This is a genomic window from Streptomyces durhamensis (assembly GCF_000725475.1).
Lineage (GTDB): Bacteria > Actinomycetota > Actinomycetes > Streptomycetales > Streptomycetaceae > Streptomyces > Streptomyces filipinensis.
This window is the reverse complement of the sequence record NZ_JNXR01000015.1, coordinates 526,473-550,555: the sequence shown is the minus strand read 5'-3', so window position 1 is coordinate 550,555 and position 24,083 is coordinate 526,473. Positions and strand designations below refer to the sequence as shown.

Below are 24,083 nucleotides of genomic sequence, written 5' to 3'. Positions count from 1 at the left end.
CATGCTGGACATCGCCGACGAGCTGAACCGGTGGGTCGAGCAGGGACGTGACTTCGCCGTCGCCACCGTGGTGGCCGTCGGCGGGAGCGCGCCCCGGCAACCGGGCGCCGCGCTCGCCGTCGACAGTGCGGGCACGGCCATCGGTTCGGTCTCCGGCGGATGCGTGGAAGGGGCCGTGTACGAGCTGTGCCGACAGGCGCTGGAGGACGGCGAGACCGTCCTGGAGCGCTTCGGGTACAGCGACGAGGACGCCTTCGCCGTCGGCCTGACCTGTGGCGGCATCATCGACATCCTCGTCACACCGGTCCGGGCGGACGGTCCCGCCCGGCCGGTGGTCGCATCCGCGCTGGCCGCCGCCGCCCGTGGGGAGGCGGCGGCGGTCGCGCGGATCGTGGAGGGACCGGCTCAGCTGCGGGGCCGGGCCCTCCTCGTCCGCCCCGACGGTTCGTACGACGGCGGGTTCGGTGCCCATCCGGAACTGGACCGCACCGTCGCCGCCGAGGCCGGCGCGTTCCTGGACGCCGGCCGCACCGGCACGCTGGAGATCGGCGAGCAGGGCTCACGCTGCGGCGCGCCGCTCACGGTCCTGGTCGAGTCCTCCGTCCCCGCCCCCCGCATGATCGTCTTCGGCGCCATCGACTTCGCCTCCGCACTGGTCCGCGTCGGCAAGTTCCTCGGCTACCGCGTCACCGTGTGCGACGCCCGCCCGGTGTTCGCCACGCGCACCCGCTTCCCCGAGGCCGACGAGATCGTCGTCGAGTGGCCCCACACGTACCTGGAGCGCACCGAGACCGACGGCCGTACGGTCCTGTGCGTCCTCACCCACGATGCCAAGTTCGACGTCCCCCTGCTGCGCCTGGCCCTGCGCCTGCCGGTCGCCTACGTCGGCGCGATGGGCTCCCGCCGCACGCACCTGGAGCGCAACGAACGGCTCCGCGAGGTCGGCGTCACCGAACTGGAGCTGGCCCGGCTGCGCTCCCCGATCGGGCTCGACCTCGGCGCCCGTACGCCGGAGGAGACGGCCCTGTCCATCGGCGCCGAGATCGTCGCCAGCCGGCGCGGCGGCAGTGGCGTCTCGCTCACCGGGGCACACACCCCCATCCACCACGACACGGCGTCCCGGCGGCCCGTGCGGATCGGGTCGGTGGCCTGAGGGCCCGGCCCACGCCCGCCTGAGGAGCCATCGCCGGCCGCCCGGCCCACGCCCGCCTGAGGAGCCATCGCCGGCCGCCCGGTTCACGCCCGCCTGAGGAGCCGGTTCGCCGCCCGGCCGAACATCACGCGTGCGGTGCGTTCCAGTACGCCGTCGAAGGCGTGCGGCAGGAACCGCACCCGCAGCTCCTCCCGCCACACCACCCGGCTGCGGCCCCCGGGTCCCGCGAGGACCTCGATCTCCGCCCAGCCCCGCACCACCCGGCCGCGTTTCTCCAGGCGGCACAGGCCGCCCTCGCCGTCGGCGGGCGGCCGCCAGACCGTCACCTCCATGACGTCGTCGACGGCCAGCGGACCGAGGCCGGAACGGGCCACGAACCGTGTGCCCACGCTGGTGGGCTCCGGTGTGAGCACCCGGACCCGGGTCAGCGGGACCGCGTCGGCGTGGCGGGACCAGGTGGTGAGCCGGCGCCACGCCTCGTCGAGCGGAAGCGGGGCCGTGCGGGCGAAAGAGAAGGTCGGCACGGCACGATCGTAGGCAATGGCCGCCGGTCACCGGCGCGTTCGGCCCCGCCTCGGCCGGGCGGCCGGGCGGTCAGGGCCGGTAGACCTTGCCCGGTTCCGCCTTGCCGGGCGCCAGCAGCTGGGGGACCGTCACGAAGACGTAGCCGCGCTTCTTCAGCGCGTCGATGATGCCCGGCACGGCGGGCACGGTGCCCGGGTAGATGTCGTGCAGCAGGATGATCCCGTCGCGGGAGGACTGGTCCAGGACGCGCTTGGTGATGAGCGCCGAGTCGTTGGTCGTGTAGTCCTTGGCGGTCACGCTCCACAGCACCTCCGCCAGGCCCAGCTCCTTGGCGATCTGGTGCACGTTGCTGTCCGTACGGCCCTGCGGCGGGCGCATCAGGGTGGGCTTGTGCCCGGTCAGCCGCTCGATCGCGTCGTCGGGCCGCTTCAGTTCCTCGCGTATCTGCGCGTCCGATATCTCCGTGAGGATCTTGTGGTCCCAGGTGTGGCTCGCGACCTCGTGGCCCTCGGCTGCCATCCGCTTGACCAGCTGCGGGTACTTCTCGATGTGGTTCTTGCCGAGCAGGAAGAAGGTGGCCTGGACCTTCTTCTCCTTGAGGATGTCGAGCAGCCGCGCCGAGTTCTCGCTGGGCCCCGCGTCGAAGGTGAGCGCGATGCACTTGGCCTCGCGGCAGTCCACGGTCCCGAACTTCGCCGGCGCCCCGTGTGCCGCCTCGGCCCGCACGGCGCTCGGTGCGGTGGTGTCGACCTGGGCGCAGCCGGACAGCGTGAGCGCCAGCCCGAGGGCGGCCGAGGCGAGCGCGGCCGGACGCAACCTCCGGGCGGTTTCGCGCGTCTTCCGGTTCGCGGGCTTCGGCGTCGGGATCTTGTGGGCTTGAGGCATGCGGGGACTATACACGCAGTGTATAGAGCTGGTGTGCGAATACCCCTCCCGGAAATCCGGGGAAGCGACCAGACCGGGACGCCCGACCAGGAGCACCATGGAAGGAGAGGCTCCGCGGAGGAGGACGAGCCATGCGCTTCCGGGACCGTGCCGAAGCCGGGCGGGAACTCGCCGGACTGCTGAGTGACCTGCAGGACCAGGGCGCCCTCACCGACCCCCTCGTCCTCGCCCTGCCGCGCGGCGGCATCGCCGTCGCCGAGCCCGTCGCCCGCGCGCTCGGTGCCCCGCTCGACGTGCTCATCGTGCGCAAGATCGGCGCCCCGCACCACCAGGAGTTCGCCGTCGGCGCGCTCGTCGGGGACGACCCGCCCCTCTACAACGCCGGCACCCTGGACCGGCTCGGCCTGACCGAGGAATCCATGGCCCCGGTGGTGGAGCGCGAGCGGAAGGAACTGCGCCGCCGCGAGGAGCGCTACCGTGCCGGCCGTCCGGCGCCGGACCCGGCGGGCCGCACGGTGATCGTGATCGACGACGGCCTCGCCACCGGCGCCACCGCCCGCGCGGCCCTGCGCCACGTCCGCCGCCGGCGGCCCGCGCACCTCGTGTTGGCCGTCCCCGTCGGCGCCCCGGACTCCCTGGACCTGCTCGCCGCCGAGGCCGACACGATCCTGTGCCCGCACCGGCCGGCCGCCTTCTCCGCCGTCGGCCAGTGGTACGAGGACTTCGAGCAGCTCACGGACGCGGAGGTGCTGGCCGCGCTGCAGCTGCACCGGTCCTGACGCGGGGCCGGCCCCGCCCGCGGCGCGCCGTCGCCGGGAGCGGAGGCGTCCTGGCCGCGCGCAGTTCCCCGCGCCCCTTCGGGTGCGGCGCGCCGTCCCCTTCGAAAGGGGCCCCGCCGGGCAGCGCGCCGTGCGGTCCGTGACGTGCGCCGAAGTCGGCCCCGGCGTCGGTCAGTTCGCGGTGCGGGCCCACGGCAGGGTCAGCGTCCTGCCCTGGGCCCGGCCCGCCCCGGCGGCCGGGGCGCGGGTGGCCGGGTCCAGCGGGTTGTCGCCGATCGCCGCGGCCGACGCCTCGTCGGGGGCGACGACCGCCACCTGCGCGCCCCGGGCGCGCAGTTCCCGCACCGACCGCTCCAGCGGCCGCTCGCTGGGGAACGGCTCGGCGGTGCCCAGCGGCACGACCACCAGCACCCGGTCCGCGCCGGCGGCCAGGTCGGCGTTGGCGATGGAATGCACCCCGCCGTCGACGTACCGGCGTTCACCGATCGTCACCGGTGGCCATACGCCCGGCACGGCACAGCTCGCCGCGACGGCGTCCACCAGGGGGACGCCCGAGGCGCGGTCGAACACGACCGGCTCGCCGGTCCTGGCGTCCACGGCGACGACCTTGAGCGGACGTCCGGGCCACTCGTGCCCCGGCAGCCGCGACTCGATCACGGCACGCCGCTCGGCCTCGGGCACGGTCCGCGCGCCGAGAGCCACCCGCCCGACCGCGCGCCGCAGTTCCGGCACACCGGCGGCGGAGCCGGTCGCGGCGCCGATCTCCGCCGCGAACGACTCCAGATCCATCTCGGCCATGATCTCGGCGGCCTGCAGCGCGGGGTCCACCTGCCGGGCGTACAGCGCCTCCAGGCCCAGCCCGCTGCCCAGTTGCGCGGCCACGGTGGACCCGGCGGACGTCCCCACGAGCAGATCGGCACCGCTGACGTCCTGCCCGGCATCGGCCAGTCCCGCGAGCAGCCCGGTCATCCAGGCGATCCCGCCCACGCCGCCACCGCCCAGCACCAGCGCCTCGGTCATGTCGGCTCCTCTACAGCCAGTCCCGTTTCTTGAAGATCACATACAGTGTCAGACAGACGACGCCCATCAGCCCGATGGCGAAGGGATATCCGAAACTCCAGCTCAGTTCGGGCATGTGCGTGAAGTTCATGCCGTAGATCGTGCCGACCAGGGTCGGGGCGAAGAGGATGGCCGCCCACGAGGAGATCTTCTTGACCTCCTCGTTCTGCTCGAAGCCCGCCTCGGCCAGCGCCCGCATCTCCGCGTTCTGCTGCTGCGAGACCAGGGTCGCGTTCACCGTGAGGATCTCGGTGAGGGCCTGGCGGAAGCCGTCGACGCGTTCGCTGATGTGCGTGACGTGGTCGGCGACGTCCCGCAGGTAGCGCTGGAGTTCCTCGTCCGTCTCGTACTTGGCGAAGCCGGCCATCAGCCCGTGGAGCATGCCGACGAGCGGGCGGGTGGCGCGCTGGAACTCCACCATCTCGCGGGACAGTTCGTAGATGCGGCGGGACACCTCGGGGTCGCCGCGGAACACCTCGGTCTCGATCTCGTCGATGTCGTTCTGGACACCGCAGACCACCGGGGCGTAACCGTCGACGACCGCGTCGAGGATCGCGTACAGCACCGCCTCCGGGCCGAGTCCGAGCAGATCGGGGGAGTCCTCCATCCGGCGGCGGACCGCCGACAGGTCCGGGGCCGCGCCGTGCCGGACCGTGATGACGAAGTCCGGGCCGACGAACACGTGCAGCTCGCCGAAGTCGACCTCCTCCGGCGCGTCCAGGTAGCGGGCGGCGCGCAGGACGACGAACAGGGTGTCGCCGTACCGCTCCAGCTTGGGCCGCTGGTGCGCCTCCATCGCGTCCTCCACGGCGAGCTGGTGCAGCCCGAACTCGGCGGCCAGCGAGCGCAGATCGGTCGCGGTGGGCCGGGCCAGGCCGATCCATGCCATGCCGCGGGGCCGCTCCCGCAGTTCGCGGTAGGTCTCGGCGAGCGTGGCGGGGGAGGAGACGCGGACGCCGTCGCGGTACAGCGCCGCCTGGACGACGCTCGCCGGCTCCGCGCCGTCCGCCACGGCGGGCTCGGGCGCCTGGGCGAGCGGGGGCGGGGCCGGGGCGGGGGTGCGGCGCCAGACGGACCTGCGCCCGCCGTTCCTGCCGTTGTCTCGCTCGGACATCGGACGCCTCTCCGTCGAGCCTGCGTACGCCTGATCACGCACCGGGGCCAGGGCCGGAACAGCCCGCAGGGGCAGGAGAAGAAGAATATCCACGAGCGACCCGCCGGACCGCCGGGCGCCGGGACACGGGGCCGGTTCCGGCCCCTCTACAGTCGAGCCCATGGAACTCCGCCAGCTCAGCTATTTCGTCGCCGTCGCCGAGGAGCTGCACTTCGGCCGGGCCGCGGAGCGGCTGCACATCGTGCAGTCGGCCGTCAGCCAGCAGATACAGCGGCTGGAGCGGGAGCTGGGCGCCGAGCTGTTCGACCGCTCGCCGCGCCGGGTGCGGCTGACCGGTGCGGGGGAGCGGCTGCTGCCCGAGGCTCGGGCGGTGCTCGCGGCGGCCGAGCGGGCGCGGGCCGCCGTGGCGGCGCCCGCCGGGCTGCGCCTGGGCACCAGCACCGGGCTCGGCGCGCATCTGGACCGGGTGCTGGCCGCGTTCGCCGAGCGGGCGCCCGAGGTGCCGGTGGAGCTGTTCTCGCTGCCGGCCGGCGAACGGTTCGCCCGGGTCGCGGCGGGGCGCCTGGACGCCGCGTTCGTGCGCTCGGCCGAACCCCCGGCCGGGGTACGCGTGGTGCCGCTGTGGCCCGATCCGCTGGTCGCCGCCCTGCCGGCCACGCATCCCCTCGCGCGGCGGCCCGAGATCGACCTCGCGGACCTCGCCGGGCTGCCCCTGGCCCTCACCCCGCGCCGGAACAACCCCGCCCTGGTCGACCTGGTCGTCGGCGCCTGTCACGCGGCCGGGTTCGAACCGGAGCCCGGACCGGCCGGCGGCACCCTGCACGACACCCTCGCCACCATCGGGGCCCGCCCCCTGTGGACGGTCGTCTACGCCTCCCACGCGCGCGTGCTGGCCACGCCCCGGGTGGCGTACGTCCCCTTCCGGGCGCCCGGACTGGCCCTGGCCACCGGTCTCGCCGTGCCCGCCGCCGCCCCCTCCCCGCACCTGGAGAAACTGCTGTTGGCCTGCGGCGATCACGAGAGCTGATCGCTGCGGTCGCGGACTGGCCCTTGGTCGCGCGGGCGCTTCGCGATGGACTGGACCCACCGAACAGGAACACCGCTCAAGGGAGTTCAGTCATGCCGATCGTCACCATCCAGCAGGGTCCCCGCGATGCCGAACTCAAGCGGGACCTGGTCAAGCGGGTCACCGACGCCTTCGTCGACGCGTACCGGATCCCGGCGGAGACCGTCCAGGTGTGGATCCACGAGGTCCCGGCGGACAGCTGGGGCGCGGCCGGGAAGCTCACGGCCGACAGGTAGCCACCGCGTCCCACGGGGGTGAACGTGGAGAGGGGGGCGTTGCGGGCCGCTCGTGGTGGCTCGCAACGCCCCCCTGGCATCTGCCCGAGGGGTGCTCGGGAGGTCTTCCGGGTTACGAGTTGACCTGCGTGGTCACCAGGTCCGAGAAGGCGGTCAGCCGGGTGTACACACCCGGGTGACCCGCCTCCGCGCACCCCTCGCCCCAAGAAGTGATCCCTGCCAGGACGCCCCCGATGAGCAGGGGACCGCCGCTGTCGCCCTGGCAGGTGTCTACGCCGCCGGAGCTGTATCCGGCGCAAACCATGTCGGACTGGACGTAGTCCGAACCGTAGGAGGAACGGCAGCTGGAGTCGGACACGACCGGCACGGTCGCGGTCCGCAGCTGGTTGGAGGAGCTGCCGTTCTCCGAGGTGGTGCCCCAGCCGAGGATCCGGGCCGTGGTGCCGGCCGCGTACACGCCCGTCTGGGAGGAGGAGACGTACGACGCCGGGGTGTACGGCATCGACGTCGCCAGGGTCAGGACCGCCACGTCGTCGCCGTTGGTGGCGTCCGTGTAGCCCGGGTCGACCCAGATCCTGCTGACCTTTGCGACCGTGCCGTCGGTGCCGTTCAGATAGGTCCGGCCGCCCACCACGCGAACGTTGCCGGCGGACTCGCCGGCCATGCAGTGCGCGGCCGTGACGACCTTCGTGGCGGCCACGAGCGTGCCGCCGCAGAACTGGTTGCCGGACGCGTCGGTGATCTGCATGACGTACGGGTACGCCGTCGTCGTGGTGGTCGTACCGCCGACGACGGGCTGCGGGGCGGCGCTCGCCGTGGGGGAGGCGAGCAGCGCGGTCGCCGCGGCGGCGGCGGTGGCCACCAGGGTCGCGGCGGTGGCCACCAGGGTCGCGGCGGTCTTTCTGGCACGTCTGAGCCCGAACATGAGTCTCCTCAGTGGGGGTTGCACCGGTGGGGGGTCGCACGGGTGGGTGAAGCACGGGGCGGGGGCGCCCCCTGCCTCGGACGAGGCCGAGAGCTGGGGGAGGACCTACCCCGTGTGCCCGGGCGAGCGGCACGCCCATTACGCTAGGACCGGAACCCTCGGCTCCCAATGAGGGAACCCCCTAGGGGGTTGGATGAGGGAAAACCCTCGGTCCGGTCCAGTTAACTAGGGCCGTGCTCGGCGCGCCCGCGAGCCGCCGCCAATCGGACGATGTCGACGCGCGAGCGGATTCCCAGCTTGCGGTAGACCCGGGTCAGGGTCGCCTCCACCGTCTTCACGCTGATGAACAGCCGGGCGGCGATCTCCCGGTTGGTGGCGCCCTCCATCACCAGCGCGGCCACCTGACGCTCCATCGCGGCCAGCACCGCCAGCGCGTCCAGGGCGTCCGGAGCGGCCAGCGCCGGTTCCGGCTCGGGGGCGGCGAGGGATTCGTCCACCTGGCGCAGCCAGGGCAGCGCCCGGCAGCGGCGGAACATCCGGGTGGCCGCGTCGTACGCACCGGGGCGCCGGCCGCGCAGCCGGGCCAGCGCGAGCGCGGCCCGCGCCTCCTCCAGGCCGTAGCCGAGCTTGCCGAGCCGGTCCTGAGCGGACGTCAGCTGGGCCACGGCCGCCTCCAGGTCGCCCCGGGCGGCCCGCACCAGGGCCTCGGAGCGGTCCAGGACGGCGAGGACGCTCTCCCGGCCGAGCCGGAGGGCGTGCTCGCGGACCGCGTCGATGACGTCCTGCGCCTCGGCCGGTTCACCGATCCGGACCAGTGCCTCGGCGAGATCCCCCTGCCAGCGGCCGCGTGCCGGGTCGGTGATGCCGAGCCCCAGCTCCAGGGCGCGTACCCGGCGCAGCGAGCGGACCGTGCCCGCCGGGTCCCCGGCCACCAACTGGGCGTACCCGAGCGCGCCCAGCGCCCGGGACAGGTACATCTGGTCGCCGTCCTCCTCGGCGTGCTCCACCGCCTCCCGGGCGAGGGCGAGGGCCCGGTCCACATCACCGCCGGAGGCCTCCGCGAGCGAGGTGAGCATCGCCGAGGCGGTCTCGCCGATCCCCGAGTCCCGGGCCAGCCGCAGGCTCTCGCGGGCCAGCTCCAGGGCACGCCCGCAGTGCCCGGCGCGCAGTTCGGTCTCGGCGAGCCCGCGCAGGAAGTGCACCTCGGACTCCACCGAGCCGCGCCGGCGCACCTCGCGCAGCAGCGCGGTGACCGTCGCCCGGGCCTCGGCCAGCTGGTCGCCCATGACCAGCCAGCGGAACCGGGCGCTGCCCGCCCCGTTGTGGTGCCAGGCCACCCTCGGGTCCTGCGGCTCCCGCAGGGCGCGTTTGATGGTCCGGGGCGCCTCCGGGTGGCCCATCAGGGTCTCCGTCTGTGCCTGGAAGGCGAGGGAGAGCAGTTCGGTGCGCCGGTCCTTGCCGCGCGCGGCCAGCTCGGCGGCGTGCGCGGCGGCCTGACGGGCCTCGGTGAAGTCGCCCTCCACGATCAGCGCCCGCCAGGCCAGCTGGTAGTGCACCAGGGCCAGCAGCCGCGGATCGTCGCCGGCGTCCGCGAGGGCCTGCGGGAAGACGGCGTCGACCTCGGCCATGGTGTGGCCCGCGCTGTCGATGACGGTGATCCAGGCCCGCACCCGGTCGGCGGGCACGGTCGCCCGGGCCAGCACCTCGCGGGCGATGTCCCGGGCCAGGTCGATCTCCCCCGCGGTGATCGCGTCCTCGGCGGCCTGCAGCCGGCGCTCCTCCTGGCTGGGCGCCCCGTCGGAGGGCGTGTGCCGGGCGGCGAGCAGCCCCAGGTGGGCGGCGACCGAGGGGGCGCCGCGGTCCCGGGCGAGGGTGGCGGCCTCGGCGAGCCGGGCGGCGACGTCCGGGTCGGTGCCGGTGGTGGCGAGGGCCAGGTGCCGGGCCCGTTCGATCGGGTCGGAGGCCGCCGTGGACAGGGCCGCGTGGGCGGCGCGCCGCTCGTGCGCGGGCGCCTCCGCGTACAGCGCGGCGGAGATCAGCGGGTGCGCGAACCGTACGGCCGGGGCGTCGGGCTCGGTGGCCAGCAGCCCGAGTTCGGCGGCCTGGGCGCACTCGGCCTCGGCGTTCTCCCGGCCGGCCGCGTGCAGCAGTGCCGGGGTGGGCCGGGCACCGGCGCTGGCCACCAGCAGGGTGCGGCGGGCCTCGACGGAGAGCATGTCCAGGCGGCTGAGCACCAGGGCGCGCAGGCTGGTCGGCACCGGCAGCGGCTCGCCCGGCCGGGGCGGGGTGGGGCTGTCGGCGAGGGCGCGGCCGAGTTCCAGGGCGAACAGCGGGTTGCCGCCGCTGGTGCGGTGGATCTCGCGGACCGTGGAGCGGGGCAGGCCGCCGTGGCCGCGGTGGTCCAGCAGCTGGGCGATCTGGGCGCGGGAGAGCGGGCCGAGCCGGACCGCCAGGGTGCCCGGCGGGCACGAGCGCAGGTGTGCGTCGTACTCCCGGCTCTCCTGGCCCTCGGTGCGCACCGCGCACAGCAGCTGCACCGGGGTGCCCTCCAGGCGCCGGGCGGCGAAGCCGAGCAGCTCGGCGCTGGCCGGGTCCAGCCACTGCAGGTCGTCGGCGACGACGAGGACCCCGCCCCGCGCGGCCAGCGCGCGCAGCGCGGACAGCACCGCGAGGCGCAGGGCGAGGCCGTCGCGCTGCAGGCTGGACTCGCCGCGGCCGGTGAGCGCCGACTCCAGGGCGGTGCGCTGGGCCAGGGGCAGCCGGGGGGAGACGTCGTCGAGGACCAGGCCGAGGAGGTCGGCGAGGGCGAGGAAGGGGAGGTGGGATTCGGACTCGGTGGCCGAGCAGCGCAACACGGTGCGCGCGGTGGCGCCGTATTCCTCGGCCAATGCCCGCAGGACGGTGGATTTCCCAATTCCGGCGGGGCCGTGGAGCAGCACACTGCCGCCCGAGGCGAGCTGGTCGCGGGCGCCGGCGAACAACTCCTCGCGGCCGATGACCAGGTCGGGGCGGCACCTGGCAGGCTCCTGGAAGTCCCGTCGCACGGTCACCGCTCCCCTCGTGTGTCGTGTCCGGGCCAAATTCTAGGCAACGATCCTTGAAATTCGGACGGAAGCCGTGGTGAGGGAAATAACAAACGGTCAAGCACAGGGAAATTCAAGGCGTCTGCGCTTGAATGGACAGGTTTCCTTACCACCTCGTTTCACGGCAGCAGCCCCGCCCTGCGCGCCGCGGTCACCGCCTCCCCTCGGGTGTGGGCGCCCAGCTTCCGCATCGCCGCGCGCAGATAGCCCTTGACCGTCTCCGGGCGCAGGCCCAGCCGCTCGGCCACGGCGGCGTTGGTCGCCCCCGTCGCCACCCAGGACAGCACGTCCAGTTCGCGCGGCGCCAGTGTCGTGCTCCCGGCCGGGCACGGCGCGGTCAGCAGGCCGCACGCGGCCAGCAGTTCCGCCCGCAGCTCCGGATCGGCGATCCGGGGCGCGAGCGCGCGCAGCGCCGCGTGCGCCTCGCGCACCTGCTCCCGGGAGGCGCCCCGCTCGGTGCCGGCCTGCTGCGTCCGGGCCGCCGCCAGCAGCCCCCGCGCCTCGTCCCGTACCACCAGCGCCTGCTCCACGTCCCGCGCCACGGCCATCGCCGCGCCCAGTGTGCGGTCGCCGAGCGGCTGGGGCGAGCGCAGCGCGCCGTAGAGCACCCCGCGCACCCGGCGCCGTACCACCACCGGCACGGCGAGGACCGAGCGGATGCCCTCGGCGGCCACCGGGATGTCGTACTCGTGGCTGATCTGCCGGGAGCTGGAGTAGTCCGTCACCGCGCACGGCCGGGCGAGCGCCACCGCCTTGCCGCCGAGCCCGTTGCCGGAGGTCACCGCGAGCGAGCGCAGCGCGGTCGTCGTGGTGCCGCTCAGCTCACTGATCCGGATCTGCGGCCGGCCGGACTCGACCAGCCCGCCGAAGGCCACCGGCAGCCCCGTCACCCGCCGCAGCCGGGCCGGCGCACCGCCGATCCCCACCGTGCCCGCCGCGACTGCCGTCACCTCTGCACTCCTTCTGCCGTCCCCTCCCCCCCGTTCGGGGGTGGTGAGACCTGCATCACGGATTAGACGATGCCAGAGAGCCGCCCGGCAATGGTCCGACACGGCGAGGAGGACACGATGACGACGGCGACGGAGTCGTTCCTGAGCCCGCGGGACTTCCTCCCGGAGCCCCGCGCGGACGGTCTCCCCGAGACGTCCGGTTCCGGGGGCCTTCCATTTCCATGGCGGTGGGGTGCTTGAGCGCCCGTGGCGGTTGGTAGTCCCTGGTTGGTGTTCTTCGACGTTGTGGGCAGGGGAGAGAGCTATGCGGGTTCCGATGACCATCACGGACTTCCTCGAACGGGCTGAACTGGGGTTCTCCTCCAGCCCGGGGGTGGTCGACGAGCCGGTCCAGCCGGCCGTGCCGGTGCCGGAGTCGACGTACGGGCGGTTCGGGGAGCGGGTGAGAGCCTGGCAGGCGGGTTTCGACGCGCTCGGCGTCGGCGAGGGCGAGCGGGTGGCGGTGATCAGCCACAACTCCGCGCGGCTGCTGGAGCTGCTGTTCGCGGTCCCGATGAGCGGCCGGATCTGTGTGCCGGTCAACTTCCGCCTCAAGCCCGACGAGGTCGAGTACCTGGTGGAGCAGAGCGGGTCCTCGGTCCTGCTCGTCGACCCGGAACTGGATGAGGCGCTGTCCGGCGTCAAGGGACGGCACCGCTTCGTTCTCGGCGAGCAGACGGAGAGCGAGCTGATGCGGTTCGGGACCGAGCCGCGCCCGTGGTCGAACCCGGACGAGGACGCGACCGCGACGATCAACTACACGTCCGGGACCACGGCCAGGCCCAAGGGCGTACAGCTGACCCACCGCAACATCTGGGTCAATGGCCTGACCTTCGGACTGCACACCCGCGCCTGGGAGCGGGACGTCTACATGCACACGCTGCCGATGTTCCACTGCAACGGCTGGGGCATGCCGTACGTGATGGCCGGACTCGGCGTGAAGCAGGTGGTGCTGCGCAAGGTCGACGGCACGGAGATCCTGCGTCGGGTCGAGGAGCACGGCGTCACGCTGATGTGCGGCGCGCCCGCGGTGTGGAACGCGGTGCTGGACGCGGCCAGGGCCTGGAAGGGCGAGATCCCGGGGCGTGACCGGGTGCGGATCGTGTGTGCCGGGGCGCCGCCGCCGAGCAGGACGATCCAGCGGGTGGGCGAGGAACTGGGCTGGGAGTTCACCCAGATCTACGGTCTGACCGAGACATCCCCGCTGCTGACCTTCAACCGCGCGCGTCCCGAGGACGAGGGGGCGCCGGCGGGGGAGCGGGCGCGGAAGCTGTCCCGTGCGGGGCTGCCCGCGCTGGGCGTCAAGCTGAAGGTCTCGGATTCGGGTGAGGTTCTGGCCCGCTCGAACGTCGTGCTCGACGGCTACTGGGAGAAGCCGGAGGAGACCGCGGAGGCGTTGGAGGGCGGCTGGTTCCACACCGGCGACGGCGGCACCATCGACGGGTCCGACGGCCATCTGACGATCTCGGACCGGAAGAAGGACGTGATCATCACGGGTGGTGAGAACGTGTCGTCGATCGAGGTGGAGGACACGATCTTCAGTCACCCGGCGGTCGCCGAGGTGGCCGTGATCGGGGTGCCGCACGAGAAGTGGGGCGAGACGATCAAGGCCATCGTCGTGCTGGCCGAGGGCGCGACGGCGCAGGAGGCCGACATCATCGCCCACTGCAAGCAGCGGATGGCCGGATACAAGGCGCCCACCAGCGTCGAGTTCCGCGACTCCATCCCCCGTACGGCCACCGGCAAGATCCAGAAGTTCAAGCTGCGCGAGCCGTACTGGTCCGGCCTGAACCGGGACGTCAACTGATCGCCGGCCGACTGCGACCGGGCGGGCTGCCCGCGGTGTTCCACTGCGCCGCGGGGAAGGGCCGTACGGAGGTGCCGGCGGCCCTGGTGCTGCGGCTGCCGAACGTACCGGCCGGGGCGATCGCCGACGACCACGCGCTCAGCGACGAGGCGACCGCCCGGTGGGACGCCTCCTGCTCCTCCTCCGGCGGGTGGAGGCCGAGCACGGATCGGCGCAGGGCTGCGCCGACCACATCGGGAACGACCTGCTGGTCGGTCCGGTGCTGCTGCGCGCGTTCCGGGCTTCGGGAGGGCGGGCGCGGCCGGCCTCGCCCCTGCGGCGCTCATGGACCACGTGCTCGACGGGCCGGCGCCCCGAGCGGCGCTGAACGCGGGAGCGGGCGGCACGGAGCCCCCCGCGGCCCCGGATGCCTTCAGCGCGCCGGCGCCGGTGGCCGTCGGCTGAGCGGCCGCCGGCCGGGCCCCGCCCCGGCCGAGCCCGTCTTCGCCGCGCGCACGGGTAGGCGCCCCGGGGACCCCCGGGGCATGCTGGACGCCATGGTCGGACCACAAGTACCGCGCGGAGGACTCCCGGTGACCACTGAGCTGTCGTACACGCACGGGACGAGCCCGGCCGCCCTGCTCGGGGACACCATCGGCGCCAACCTCGACCGGGCCGTGGCCGCCTGGCCGGACCGCGACGCGCTGGTCGACGTGCCGTCCGGGCGGCGCTGGACGTACGCCGCGTTCGGCGCGGCGGTCGAGGAGCTGGCGCAGGCTCTGGTCGCGAGCGGCGTCGCCAAGGGCGACCGGGTGGGCATCTGGGCGGTCAACTGCCCGGAGTGGGTCCTGGTCCAGTACGCCACGGCCCGCATCGGCGCGATCATGGTGAACGTCAACCCGGCCTACCGCACCCACGAGGTCGCCTACGTCCTCGAGCAGGCCGGGATCTGCCTGCTGTTCGCCTCCCTGAGCCACAAGACCAGCGACTACCGCGCGATGGTCGAGCAGGTGCGCGGCTCGTGTCCGCAGCTGCGCGAGGTCGTGTACATCGGCGACCCGGGCTGGGAGGAACTGCTCGCGCGCGGCACCGGTGACGCCCCCTACGCGGAGCTGTCCTGCGACGACCCGATCAACATCCAGTACACCTCGGGCACGACGGGATTCCCGAAGGGTGCCACCCTCTCCCACCACAACATCCTCAACAACGGCTATTTCGTGGGGGAGTCGATCGACTACACCGAGCAGGACCGGATCTGCATCCCGGTCCCCTTCTACCACTGCTTCGGCATGGTCATGGGCAACCTCGCCGCCACCTCGCACGGCGCGTGCATGGTCATCCCGGCCCCGTCCTTCGAGCCCAGGGCCACTCTGGAGGCGGTGCGGCAGGAGCGCTGTACGTCGCTGTACGGCGTGCCGACCATGTTCATCGCCGAGCTGAACCTCCCGGACTTCACGACGTACGACCTCTCCTCGCTGCGCACCGGCATCATGGCGGGCTCGCCGTGCCCGGTGGAGGTGATGAAGCGGGTCGTCGCCGAGATGCACATGGAGGAGGTCTCCATCTGCTACGGCATGACCGAGACCTCCCCGGTGTCGCTGCAGACCCGGACCGACGACGACCTGGAGCACCGCACCGGCACCGTCGGCCGCGTCCTGCCCCACCTGGAGGTCAAGATCGTCGATCCGGCCACCGGCGTCACCCGGCCCCGCGGCAGCGCGGGGGAGCTGTGCACCCGCGGCTACAGCGTGATGCTCGGCTACTGGAACGAGCCGGAGAAGACCGCCGAGGCCGTCGATGCGGGCCGCTGGATGCACACCGGGGACCTGGCGGTGATGCGCGAGGACGGTTACGTCGAGATCGTCGGACGGATCAAGGACATGATCATCCGGGGCGGCGAGAACATCTACCCGCGCGAGATCGAGGAGTTCCTCCACGCCCACCCGAAGATCAGGGACGTGCAGGTCGTCGGGGTGCCGCACGCGACGTACGGCGAGGAGGTGCTCGCCTGTGTCATCCCGCACGACGCGGCCGACCCGCTCAGCCTGGAGGAGCTGCGCGCCTTCTGCCAGGGCCGGCTCGCGCACTACAAGATCCCCAGCCGCCTGCAGATCCTCGACTCCTTCCCGATGACGGTGTCCGGAAAGGTGCGCAAGGTCGAACTGCGGGAGAAGTACCAGGTGTGAATCGGCCGCGAGCGAGCATCCGTCTGGTGCTCCACGGCGGATCCCGGACCGAGCGCGCTGTCGGCGGCACACTTGGCCGGGGTCCGTCGGAGACCGTCGGGTGCCCGCCGGCGGCCGCGCCCGTGCGAGGCGCCCGTACCAGGTGCGACGGGGTGTGCGCCGGGCGTCAGCCCTGTCCGTCGTGTGAGCGGGTCTCCGGCTTCGGCGCGCCCAGGGTGTTGAGTGTGTCGGCCGGGTCGTTCAGCGGCTGCGGGACGCCCGCGAGGTCCAGGACGAACAGCGGGACCTCCAGCCGGTCCGCGCGGGTCCGGGCGTCCTCGGTGTAGCCGGCGAGGGAGAAGTACACGCAGTCCGCGGACTCCGTCATCCCCGTCAGCCACAGGCACTCCACGTCACGCGGCGCCGCCGGGCGCACGGTCGGGTCGACCTGTGCGAGGAGTCCGCGGGCGGCGAGCCCGATGCCGTTCGGGGGCCGCTGGTCGGCGCGGCGGATGTCCCGGTAGCCGAGCCAGCGCAGGTAGAGCGCGGCGACCGTGACGGCGTCGCGCGCGGTGCGGATGGCGCGCGGCTGGAAGGCGCGACGGCGGGCGGGGGACTTTGGACCGGCCGGCGCGGACGACGCCCCGGTGTCGTCGAGGGGCGGCGGCACGGCGGACGGCGGACGGGCCGTCGTCGGGGGCGTCCGGGTCACCGGGATGCGCAGGACCGTGCCGCACACGCAGCCCAGCTCCGGCTGCGGCCACTGGTTACTGCGCCCGCAGCCGGCGCACGGCACGGCGATCCACTCGTCGTCCCAGGCCCGGTGCGCGGACACGGCCGGCCCGGTGGAGGGATCCAGCCGCGGGGCGGTGGGCGCGCCGCAGGCGCAGGGATACACGGGCGCGGTGTAGACGTGCTCGCGCCGGCAGGCCGGGCAACGCACCGGCACGCTCTCGGGCATGGCCCACCCCCAGGCGTCGCCTCGGAACAGTCGCGTCGGGACAGCGGATCCCATCGTCCTCCTCCGCAGCCTCGTTGTCCGGCGCTTGCCCTGTCCCGGCGTCCCCTGACGGCCGAGGAGCTCTCTTGACGACAGAGGCGCACGCTTCTACATTGATTCCAGATAGCAGAAGTTAAGTTCCGCAATGCGGAAGTTTGAAAATCTGGAGACTGTGCTCACCGCGGGGCGCGACGGGAGTACGCATCCGACAGCCGAAGCAGGAGTACTCGATGGCTCGTATGACCGCTGCCCGCGCGGCAGTTGAGATCCTCAAGCGCGAGGGCGTCACCGACGCCTTCGGTGTGCCGGGCGCGGCGATCAACCCCTTCTACAAGGCGCTCAAGGAGGGTGGCGGCATCGGCCACACCCTCGCCCGCCATGTGGAGGGCGCGTCGCACATGGCCGAGGGGTACACCCGCACCAAGCCGGGCAACATCGGCGTCTGCATCGGTACCTCCGGCCCGGCCGGCACCGACATGATCACTGGCCTGTACTCGGCCATCGGCGACTCCATCCCGATCCTGTGCATCACGGGCCAGGCGCCCACCAGCGTGATCCACAAGGAGGACTTCCAGGCCGTCGACATCGCCTCGATCGCCAAGCCGGTCACCAAAATGGCGGTCACCGTCCTGGAGGCCGCGCAGGTCCCGGGCGTCTTCCAGCAGGCCTTCCACCTGATGCGCTCCGGCCGTCCCGGCCCGGTCCTGATCGACCTGCCGATCGACGTCCAGCTCACCGAGATCGAGTTCGACCCGGAGACGTACGAGCCGCTGCCCGTCTACAGGCCGGCCGCGACCCGCGCCCAGATCGAGAAGGCGATCTCCTTCCTGCTGGCCTCCGAGCGCCCGGTGATCGTCGCCGGCGGCGGCGTCATCGGCGCCGACGCCGCCGACCTGCTGGTGGAGTTCGCCGAGCTGACCCAGACCCCGGTCATCCCGACCCTGATGGGCTGGGGCGCGCTGTCCGACGACCACGAGCTGAACGCCGGCATGGTCGGCGTCCAGACCTCGCACCGGTACGGCAACGCCAACTTCCTGGAGTCCGACTTCGTCCTCGGCATCGGCAACCGCTGGGCCAACCGCCACACCGGCTACAAGCTCGACGTCTACCGCGGTGAGCGCAAGTTCGTCCACGTCGACATCGAGCCCACCCAGATCGGCAAGATCTTCCCGCCGGACTACGGTGTCGTCTCCGACGCCAAGGCCGCCCTGGAGCTGTTCGTCGAGGTGGCCAAGGAGCTGAAGGCCGCGGGCAGGCTGCCCGACCGCGCCGACTGGGTCGCCTCCACCCAGGAGCGCAAGGCCACCCTGCTGCGCCGTACGCACTTCGACAACGTGCCGATGAAGCCGCAGCGCGTGTACGAGGAGATGAACAAGGCGTTCGGCCCGGACACCCGGTACGTCACCACCATCGGCCTCTCCCAGATCGCCGGCGCGCAGATGCTGCACGTCTACAAGCCGCGCCACTGGATCAACTGCGGCCAGGCCGGCCCGCTCGGCTGGACCATCCCGGCCGCGATCGGCGTCGCCACGGCCGACCCGGACTCCCCGGTCGTCGCCCTGTCCGGCGACTACGACTTCCAGTTCATGATCGAGGAGCTGGCGGTCGCCGCCCAGCACAAGGTCCCGTACGTCCACGTGCTGGTGAACAACGCCTACCTGGGCCTGATCCGTCAGGCGCAGCGGGGCCTGGACATCAACTTCCAGGTCAACCTGGAGTTCGAGAACATCAACACGCCGGAGATCGGTGTCTACGGCGTCGACCACGTCAAGGTCGCCGAGGGCCTGGGCTGCAAGGCGATCCGGGTCACCGAGCCGGACCAGCTGGGCGCCGCCTTCGAGGAGGCCAAGAAGCTGGCCGCCGAGTACCAGGTGCCGGTCGTCGTCGAGGCGATCCTGGAGCGGATCACCAACATCTCGATGAGCGGCACCATGGACATCAGCAACATCACCGAGTTCGAGGAGCTGGCCACCGAGCCGGGCCACGCACCGACCTCGATCAAGCCGCTGAAGGTCTGACACCGCTGAAGGCCTGACACCGCCGGACACACCAAGGGCGGCCCGTCCACTCGGACGGGCCGCCCTTTCGCGTCCCCCGTGACGTCCCCCGTCGTCTCCCCCGTCGCGGGGCCCGCCGCCCCCGTGCCGGCGGGCCCCCGGTGCGCGTAACCTGCCCCGCCGCGGGGGCGGTTGAAGCCTCCGCCGCCGTCTTCAGAGCTTCATTTGAGGAAGGCGTAGCCCGTCTACGACCGCTGTCGTACGCCCAGCCGCTAGAGCTCGTGCTCCGACAGCCCCGGCCATTCGTCGGGCCCGCCGCCCTGCCACTCGATGAGATCGCTCTCCTCGACCTCGATCCGGTCCAGATCGGCCAGTCGCAGGATCTCCACGACATCGTCCAGATGCGAGGCGATCCCCAGGATCACCTCCCCCTCGGTGACCCGCCGGGACCCGTCCAGAGCCGGGGAGTGGACCACGATGTGCGGGTAGTGCGTCGGATTGCCCATGGATTCAGCGTGCGACGAAAGGCGCCGGTACGCACGCCGGTGACGGTCGGTGCCGAGGTGCGGCCGGCGCGGTGGTGCGGGGTGCGGCCGGCGCGGGGCGCTCATCCGCGGGGAACCGCCCGACAACGCCGAACGCTCCCTCGCCGCCGGCGGTGAGCCGGCGTGGGGAGCGTTCTTCGGTGGTGACCGTCCGACGGCGCGAGGCTGGGCGCGACAGGTCGTTCGCGCCGCCGGACGGAGCGGGTGGCCCCCGGAGCGGGGGGCTGGGTGGGACCGCGGCGGATGCGACGGAGCCGGGACCCCTTCCCTCTGGTCGAGAAGGGGACTCGGTCCTTGACCACCGCACTGGCTCGCACGCCGCCACGGTCCTCGCCCTGCCCGCGCCCATCGCCGGACGACCACCCCTCATCCGGGTCGTCCGGCGTGACGCGCGGGCCGCGTGCGGAGATCCCGACCTCCCGTCGGGTTCCGTACGCTGCTTGCGGGTTACCGGGCTCAGTCCTCGCGCAGGGCGCGGACCGCCTCCTCCACGCGCTTGCCGTACTCCGGGTCGGCGGCGTGGAAGTGGGCCAGGTTCTTCTCGATCACGTCGTCGCGGGTGACCTGCGAGAGGCTGCCGGCGATGTTGGCGATCAGGCGCGACTTCTCCTCGGCCGACATCAGGCGGTACAGCTCGCCCGCCTGGAAGAAGTCGTCGTCCTTGGTGTGCAGGGGCGCCTCGTGGGTGCCGGTGTGGCCCGTCACCGCGAGCGGGGCCGACAGCGGGCGGCCGGTCTCCACCGGACCGTCGTAGGAGTTCGGCTCGTAGTTCTTGGCCTGGCGGCCCTGGGCGTTGGACGCCATGAAGCCGTCCCGGCCGTAGTTCTGCGCGGTCGTCGCCTTCGGGGCGTTGACCGCCAGCTGGGTGTGGTTCACGCCCAGGCGGTAGCGGTGCGCGTCCGCGTAGGCGAACAGCCGGCCCTGGAGCATCTTGTCGGGGGAGGGGCCGATGCCCGGAACGAAGTTGTTCGGGGAGAACGCGGCCTGTTCGACCTCGGCGAAGACGTTGTCCGGGTTACGGTCCAGCACCAGGCGGCCCACGCGCTGCAGCGGGTAGTCCTTGTGCGGCCACACCTTGGTCAGGTCGAACGGGTTGAAGCGGTAGTCCGCCGCCTCGGCCGCCGGCATGAGCTGGACGTACAGGGTCCAGGACGGGTGCACCCCGCGCTCGATCGCCTGGAGCAGGTCGGTCTGGTGCGAGTTCGGGTCCTTGCCCGCGAGCTCGGCGGCCTGGTCGCTGGAGAGGCTGCGGATGCCCTGGTTGGTCTTGAAGTGGTACTTGACGAAGAAGGCCTCGCCCTCCGCGTTCGTCCACTGGTAGGTGTGCGAGCCGTAGCCGTTCATGTGCCGGTACGACGCCGGGATGCCGCGGTCGCCCATCAGCCAGGTCACCTGGTGCGTGGCCTCGGGGGCGTGCGCCCAGAAGTCCCAGACGTTGTCCGCCTCCTGGCGGCCCGTGAAGGGGTCGCGCTTCTGCGAGTGGATGAAGTCGGGGAATTTGATCGGGTCCTTGATGAAGAACACCGGGGTGTTGTTGCCGACGAGGTCGTAGTTGCCCTCCTCGGTGTAGAACTTCACCGCGAAGCCGCGCGGGTCACGGACGGCGTCGGCGCCGCCGAGGGAGTCGGCGACCGTGGAGAAGCGCAGGAACACCTCGGTGCGCTTGCCGATCGTGTTCAGGAAGTCGGCGTGGGTGAAGCCGGTGACGTCGTCCGTCACCTCGAAGTGACCGTACGCGCCGGACCCACGGGCGTGCACCACACGCTCCGGGATCCGCTCGCGGTTGAAGCGCGCGAGCTTTTCCAGGAGGTGCTGGTCCTGGAGCAGCAGCGGGCCGCCGACGCCGGCGGAGGCGGAATTCTGGTTGTCGGCGACCGGGGCGCCGGACTCTGTCGTGAGCACGCGCTTCGACATCGTGGACCTTCCGTGCGGGTGTCAGCGGAAACCTGTTTCCGCTTTGTGGAGCCTAAAAGTGGGTGGACGGAGCGTCAACAGTTTGTTGAAGTTGATTCCGGACCGCGGCGCCGCCTGGGCGCGACAGGACAGGTGTCAGCGGCGCCGCGGCCCGGAAGTCTCTAGAGCTGAGCGCCCGAGAGGCGCTCGACCGCGCGCAGCAGCGCCGAGTGGTCCAGTCCGCCGTCGCCCTGGGCGCGCAGCGAGGCGACCAGCTGGGCGACCACGGCGCCGACCGGCAGGGCGGCCCCGACGTTGCGGGCGGCGTCGGTGACGATGCCCATGTCCTTGTGGTGCAGGTCGATGCGGAAGCCCGGCTTGAAGTCGCGGTTCAGGAAGTTGTCCTTCTTGCGCGTCAGCACGGTGGAGCCGGCCAGGCCGCCGTTGAGGACGTCCAGCGCGGCCTGCAGGTCCACGCCCGACTTCTCCAGGAAGACCACGGCCTCGGCGCAGGCCTGGATGTTCACGGCGACGATCAGCTGGTTGGCCGCCTTCACGGTCTGGCCGGAGCCGTGCGGGCCGCACAGCACGATGGTCTTGCCCAGCGCCTCGAAGATCGGCTTGGCCTGGTCGAAGTCGGCCTGCTCGCCACCGATCATGATCGACAGTACGGCCTCGATCGCGCCGGCCTCACCGCCGGACACGGGGGCGTCCAGCACGCGGATGCCCTTGTCCTTCGCGGCCTTCGCCAGGTCGACGGAGGTCTGCGGGGTGATCGAGGACATGTCGATCAGCAGGGATCCCTGCCGGGCGTTCTCCAGGATGCCGTCCGGGCCGTAGGCGATGGCCTCGACCTGCGGGGACGCGGGCACCATCGTGATGACCACGTCGGCGTCGCGCACGGCCTCGGCGATCGAGGGGGCGGCCGTACCGCCGGCGGCGGCCAGCCGGTCCAGCTTGTCCTGCTCCAGCGTGAAGCCGGTGACCTGGTAACCCGCCTTGATCAGGTTCTCGGACATGGGGGAGCCCATGATGCCGAGGCCGATCCACGCGATCTTGGGAAGGTTGCTCATGGGTGGGGGTGCCTCTCTCAACTGCTCTGCAAAGTCAGGGGGTTCAGCGCGCCGCGCGGGCTTCGCTCGGGAGCCAGTCGAAGGCCTCGGAGCTCGGGCGGTCGCCCGGCTTGTACTCAAGGCCCACCCAGCCGTCGTAACCGGCCTTCCTCAGCCGGCCGAGCAGCTCCTCCAGCGGGAGCGAACCCGTCCCGGGGGCGCCGCGGCCGGGGTTGTCGGCGATCTGCACATGGCCGGTCTTCGCCGCGTAGCGGTCGATGACCGACGGCAGGTCCTCGCCGTTCATGGACAGGTGGTACAGGTCCATCAGGAACTTGGCGTTGCCGAGCCCCGTCGCCGCGTTGACCCGGTCCACGATCCCGATGGCGGCGGGCGCGCTCACCAGCGGGTACAGCGGGGACTCGGGCTGGTTCAGCGCCTCGATCAGCAGGATCGCGCCGATGCGGTCGGCCGCCCGGGCCGCCAGGACGAGGTTCTCCAGGGCGAGCGCGTCCTGCTCGGCCGGGTCGACGCCCTCGACGCGGTTGCCGTAGAGCGCGTTGAGCGCTGTGCAGCCGAGGGAGGCGGCGAAGTCGGCGGCCACGTCGATGTTGGCGCGGAACCTCTCCGACTCCTCGCCCGGGATCGACAGGGCGCCGCGGTCCGGGCCCGGCAGCTGTCCGGCGTAGAAGTTCAGGCCCGTGAGCGTCACGCCCGCGTCCTCGATCGCCTTCTTCAGGGCGTCGAGCTCGGACTGCTCGGGGGTGGGGGAGTCGATCCAGGGCCACCACAGCTCGACCGCCGTGAAGCCCGCCGCGGCGGCGGCCGCGGGGCGCTCCAGGAGCGGGAGTTCCGTGAAGAGGATCGACAGGTTGACGTTGAAGCGCTGGTCTGCGGCTGTGCTCAATCCAAAACCTGGCATTCGGGCCGCGCTCCCTTCCGTGGTCGAGATTCCGTAATACGGAAGTTCGTTTCTGCGTAATGGAAGATTGCCGTCGTGTGTCGGCCCTTGTCAAGGGGGGTCGGTCACCGGCCGCCCGAAAAGCCCCGACGGGCGCTAGGTTGAGCGCGTGCGATTGAGAGTGGAGTTCACGACCGAACCCTTCGACCTGGACGAGGCGCCCGCGCACGCCCTGGTGGCGCGGGAGGTCATCGAGACGGCCGAGCTGGACGCGGTCGACGTCGGCCCGTTCGGCAACACGGCCGAGGGCGCCGCGGACCGGGTGCTCACCGCTGTGGACGCGCTGCTGCGCAAGAGCCTGGAAGCCGGCGCCACCCGGATCTCGCTCCAGGTCAACGTGATCGACGACGGGATCGGGGAGGGCGATAGGTGAGCGCGGACGAGCCCTTCATCGCGGCCGTGAAGCCGCTGGTCGACGCCATGGGCGGGGAACTGCTCCCGCCGGACGAGGCCGGCACCGAGGACGTCGTCCTCTCCTGGGAGGGCGTCGACGTCGTCGCGGTACGCCTGCCCCAGCTGGCCGACTCCCTCGATCACATCCTGGCGGCCATGGAGCGCCGGCGCGGTCAGCCGCTCGCCGACCTGGACCGCAGGACCAAGCAGGAGATCGTGCGTACGCTGGAGGCGCGGGGCGCCTTCGCCGTGCGGCACGGCGTGGAGACCGTCGCCGGCGCGCTCGGCGTCAGCCGCTTCACGGTCTACAACTACCTCAACCGGGACAAGGGCGCGTAGCGCACCACGGGAGCGGGCGGCTTGCGGCGCGGGCGGCCTGCGCCGTCGTGGCCGGTCGCACGGTTCACCGTGAGGGACTCGGCTTGTTACGCGGATTTTTCAACAAAGTGTTGACGTGGCGTTTCCGGGAGCGTTAGC

21 protein-coding genes and 1 pseudogene are annotated in these 24,083 nt (G+C 72.4%); 10 read left to right on the top strand and 12 right to left on the bottom strand.

Going from position 1 to position 24,083, the window contains the following annotated elements; all coding sequences use genetic code 11:
- The first annotated feature begins 1 nt into the window (after position 1).
- Positions 2 to 1,153: an XdhC family protein gene (locus tag IO33_RS0124345; protein ID WP_031168519.1), complete on the top strand. Its 1,152-nt coding sequence runs from the start codon at positions 2 to 4 to the stop codon at positions 1,151 to 1,153.
- Positions 1,154 to 1,236: 83 nt separating this feature from the next.
- Here IO33_RS0124345 and IO33_RS0124340 read toward each other — a convergent pair whose 3' ends face one another.
- Entirely contained in the window at positions 1,237 to 1,677 is a 441-nt protein-coding gene (locus tag IO33_RS0124340) for a hypothetical protein (protein ID WP_031168517.1), read from the bottom strand.
- Between the two features lie 70 nt (positions 1,678 to 1,747).
- On the bottom strand, positions 1,748 to 2,563 hold the full coding sequence (locus tag IO33_RS0124335) for a polysaccharide deacetylase family protein (RefSeq protein WP_078963867.1): 816 nt from the start codon (positions 2,561 to 2,563) through the stop codon (positions 1,748 to 1,750).
- 131 nt (positions 2,564 to 2,694) lie between these two features.
- Here IO33_RS0124335 and IO33_RS0124330 point away from each other — a divergent pair, with 131 nt between their 5' ends.
- Positions 2,695 to 3,342 carry a phosphoribosyltransferase gene (locus tag IO33_RS0124330; protein WP_031168513.1) on the top strand — a complete coding sequence of 216 codons (648 nt, stop codon included), beginning with the start codon at positions 2,695 to 2,697 and terminating at the stop codon, positions 3,340 to 3,342.
- Between the two features lie 171 nt (positions 3,343 to 3,513).
- Here IO33_RS0124330 and IO33_RS0124325 read toward each other — a convergent pair whose 3' ends face one another.
- Together IO33_RS0124325 and IO33_RS0124320 are read right to left on the bottom strand one after the other, a co-directional pair.
- Positions 3,514 to 4,362 (bottom strand): patatin-like phospholipase family protein, encoded by an 849-nt coding sequence (locus IO33_RS0124325; RefSeq protein WP_031168511.1) that lies wholly within the window; start codon positions 4,360 to 4,362, stop codon positions 3,514 to 3,516.
- Between the two features lie 10 nt (positions 4,363 to 4,372).
- On the bottom strand, positions 4,373 to 5,515 hold the full coding sequence (locus IO33_RS0124320) for a magnesium and cobalt transport protein CorA (RefSeq protein WP_031168509.1): 1,143 nt from the start codon (positions 5,513 to 5,515) through the stop codon (positions 4,373 to 4,375).
- Between the two features lie 160 nt (positions 5,516 to 5,675).
- Here IO33_RS0124320 and IO33_RS0124315 point away from each other — a divergent pair, with 160 nt between their 5' ends.
- Entirely contained in the window at positions 5,676 to 6,542 is an 867-nt protein-coding gene (locus IO33_RS0124315) for a LysR family transcriptional regulator (RefSeq protein WP_031168507.1), read from the top strand.
- 92 nt (positions 6,543 to 6,634) lie between these two features.
- Positions 6,635 to 6,817 carry a 4-oxalocrotonate tautomerase DmpI gene (dmpI, locus tag IO33_RS0124310; protein WP_031168505.1) on the top strand — a complete coding sequence of 61 codons (183 nt, stop codon included), beginning with the start codon at positions 6,635 to 6,637 and terminating at the stop codon, positions 6,815 to 6,817.
- Positions 6,818 to 6,929: 112 nt separating this feature from the next.
- On the opposite strand, the gene IO33_RS0124305 is transcribed toward dmpI, so the two are convergent.
- The 3 genes from IO33_RS0124305 to IO33_RS0124295 all read right to left on the bottom strand — a co-directional run bounded on the left by IO33_RS0124305 (position 6,930) and on the right by IO33_RS0124295 (position 11,775).
- Positions 6,930 to 7,742, bottom strand: a complete 813-nt coding sequence (locus IO33_RS0124305) for a S1 family peptidase (RefSeq protein WP_031168503.1) — start codon at positions 7,740 to 7,742, stop codon at positions 6,930 to 6,932.
- 221 nt (positions 7,743 to 7,963) lie between these two features.
- On the bottom strand, positions 7,964 to 10,792 hold the full coding sequence (locus IO33_RS0124300) for an ATP-binding protein (RefSeq protein ID WP_031168500.1): 2,829 nt from the start codon (positions 10,790 to 10,792) through the stop codon (positions 7,964 to 7,966).
- 152 nt (positions 10,793 to 10,944) lie between these two features.
- Positions 10,945 to 11,775, bottom strand: a complete 831-nt coding sequence (locus IO33_RS0124295; RefSeq protein ID WP_031168499.1) for a response regulator transcription factor — start codon at positions 11,773 to 11,775, stop codon at positions 10,945 to 10,947.
- Between the two features lie 304 nt (positions 11,776 to 12,079).
- Here IO33_RS0124295 and IO33_RS0124290 point away from each other — a divergent pair, with 304 nt between their 5' ends.
- From IO33_RS0124290 to IO33_RS0124275, 3 genes and pseudogenes are all read left to right on the top strand, one after another.
- Complete coding sequence (locus IO33_RS0124290) at positions 12,080 to 13,621, top strand: AMP-binding protein (RefSeq protein ID WP_031168497.1); 1,542 nt, start codon at positions 12,080 to 12,082, stop codon at positions 13,619 to 13,621.
- Between the two features lie 35 nt (positions 13,622 to 13,656).
- Positions 13,657 to 13,728, top strand: a pseudogene (locus IO33_RS54125) (tyrosine-protein phosphatase); the annotation flags it as partial.
- A 465-nt stretch (positions 13,729 to 14,193) separates the two neighbouring features.
- A complete protein-coding gene (locus tag IO33_RS0124275; RefSeq protein WP_031168493.1) occupies positions 14,194 to 15,786 on the top strand; it encodes an AMP-binding protein in 1,593 nt (530 codons plus the stop codon).
- Positions 15,787 to 15,952: 166 nt separating this feature from the next.
- Here IO33_RS0124275 and IO33_RS0124270 read toward each other — a convergent pair whose 3' ends face one another.
- Entirely contained in the window at positions 15,953 to 16,726 is a 774-nt protein-coding gene (locus IO33_RS0124270) for a hypothetical protein (protein ID WP_209438902.1), read from the bottom strand.
- A gap of 269 nt (positions 16,727 to 16,995) precedes the next feature.
- Here IO33_RS0124270 and gcl point away from each other — a divergent pair, with 269 nt between their 5' ends.
- Positions 16,996 to 18,783, top strand: a complete 1,788-nt coding sequence (gene gcl / locus IO33_RS0124265; protein ID WP_031168488.1) for a glyoxylate carboligase — start codon at positions 16,996 to 16,998, stop codon at positions 18,781 to 18,783.
- Positions 18,784 to 19,034: 251 nt separating this feature from the next.
- Here the strand turns inward: gcl and IO33_RS0124260 are convergent, their stop codons facing one another.
- From IO33_RS0124260 to IO33_RS0124245, 4 genes are all read right to left on the bottom strand, one after another.
- A complete protein-coding gene (locus tag IO33_RS0124260; protein ID WP_031168486.1) occupies positions 19,035 to 19,268 on the bottom strand; it encodes a hypothetical protein in 234 nt (77 codons plus the stop codon).
- A gap of 495 nt (positions 19,269 to 19,763) precedes the next feature.
- Positions 19,764 to 21,221 (bottom strand): catalase, encoded by a 1,458-nt coding sequence (locus tag IO33_RS0124255; protein WP_031168484.1) that lies wholly within the window; start codon positions 21,219 to 21,221, stop codon positions 19,764 to 19,766.
- Positions 21,222 to 21,382: 161 nt separating this feature from the next.
- Entirely contained in the window at positions 21,383 to 22,273 is an 891-nt protein-coding gene (locus IO33_RS0124250; protein WP_031168482.1) for a 2-hydroxy-3-oxopropionate reductase, read from the bottom strand.
- Between the two features lie 43 nt (positions 22,274 to 22,316).
- Complete coding sequence (locus tag IO33_RS0124245) at positions 22,317 to 23,174, bottom strand: TIM barrel protein (RefSeq protein WP_031168481.1); 858 nt, start codon at positions 23,172 to 23,174, stop codon at positions 22,317 to 22,319.
- 148 nt (positions 23,175 to 23,322) lie between these two features.
- On the opposite strand from IO33_RS0124245, the gene IO33_RS0124240 reads away from it, so the two are divergent.
- Together IO33_RS0124240 and IO33_RS0124235 are read left to right on the top strand one after the other, a co-directional pair.
- Positions 23,323 to 23,586: a YkoF family thiamine-binding protein gene (locus IO33_RS0124240; RefSeq protein WP_078963865.1), complete on the top strand. Its 264-nt coding sequence runs from the start codon at positions 23,323 to 23,325 to the stop codon at positions 23,584 to 23,586.
- Positions 23,587 to 23,633: 47 nt separating this feature from the next.
- On the top strand, positions 23,634 to 23,945 hold the full coding sequence (locus tag IO33_RS0124235; RefSeq protein ID WP_107069369.1) for a helix-turn-helix domain-containing protein: 312 nt from the start codon (positions 23,634 to 23,636) through the stop codon (positions 23,943 to 23,945).
- Positions 23,946 to 24,083: the final 138 nt, after the last annotated feature.

Coding starts and splice junctions, on each gene's coding strand:
- IO33_RS0124245 (WP_031168481.1), bottom strand. CDS start 23,174: ATGCCAGGTTTTGGATTGAGCACAGCCGCAGACCAGCGCTTCAACGTC.
- IO33_RS0124250 (WP_031168482.1), bottom strand. CDS start 22,273: ATGAGCAACCTTCCCAAGATCGCGTGGATCGGCCTCGGCATCATGGGC.
- gcl (WP_031168488.1), top strand. CDS start 16,996: ATGGCTCGTATGACCGCTGCCCGCGCGGCAGTTGAGATCCTCAAGCGC.
- IO33_RS0124305 (WP_031168503.1), bottom strand. CDS start 7,742: ATGTTCGGGCTCAGACGTGCCAGAAAGACCGCCGCGACCCTGGTGGCC.
- IO33_RS0124255 (WP_031168484.1), bottom strand. CDS start 21,221: ATGTCGAAGCGCGTGCTCACGACAGAGTCCGGCGCCCCGGTCGCCGAC.
- IO33_RS0124315 (WP_031168507.1), top strand. CDS start 5,676: ATGGAACTCCGCCAGCTCAGCTATTTCGTCGCCGTCGCCGAGGAGCTG.
- IO33_RS0124260 (WP_031168486.1), bottom strand. CDS start 19,268: ATGGGCAATCCGACGCACTACCCGCACATCGTGGTCCACTCCCCGGCT.
- dmpI (WP_031168505.1), top strand. CDS start 6,635: ATGCCGATCGTCACCATCCAGCAGGGTCCCCGCGATGCCGAACTCAAG.
- IO33_RS0124345 (WP_031168519.1), top strand. CDS start 2: ATGCTGGACATCGCCGACGAGCTGAACCGGTGGGTCGAGCAGGGACGT.
- IO33_RS0124335 (WP_078963867.1), bottom strand. CDS start 2,563: ATGCCTCAAGCCCACAAGATCCCGACGCCGAAGCCCGCGAACCGGAAG.
- IO33_RS0124235 (WP_107069369.1), top strand. CDS start 23,634: ATGGGCGGGGAACTGCTCCCGCCGGACGAGGCCGGCACCGAGGACGTC.
- IO33_RS0124325 (WP_031168511.1), bottom strand. CDS start 4,362: ATGACCGAGGCGCTGGTGCTGGGCGGTGGCGGCGTGGGCGGGATCGCC.
- IO33_RS0124270 (WP_209438902.1), bottom strand. CDS start 16,726: ATGCCCGAGAGCGTGCCGGTGCGTTGCCCGGCCTGCCGGCGCGAGCAC.
- IO33_RS0124290 (WP_031168497.1), top strand. CDS start 12,080: ATGCGGGTTCCGATGACCATCACGGACTTCCTCGAACGGGCTGAACTG.
- IO33_RS0124330 (WP_031168513.1), top strand. CDS start 2,695: ATGCGCTTCCGGGACCGTGCCGAAGCCGGGCGGGAACTCGCCGGACTG.
- IO33_RS0124320 (WP_031168509.1), bottom strand. CDS start 5,515: ATGTCCGAGCGAGACAACGGCAGGAACGGCGGGCGCAGGTCCGTCTGG.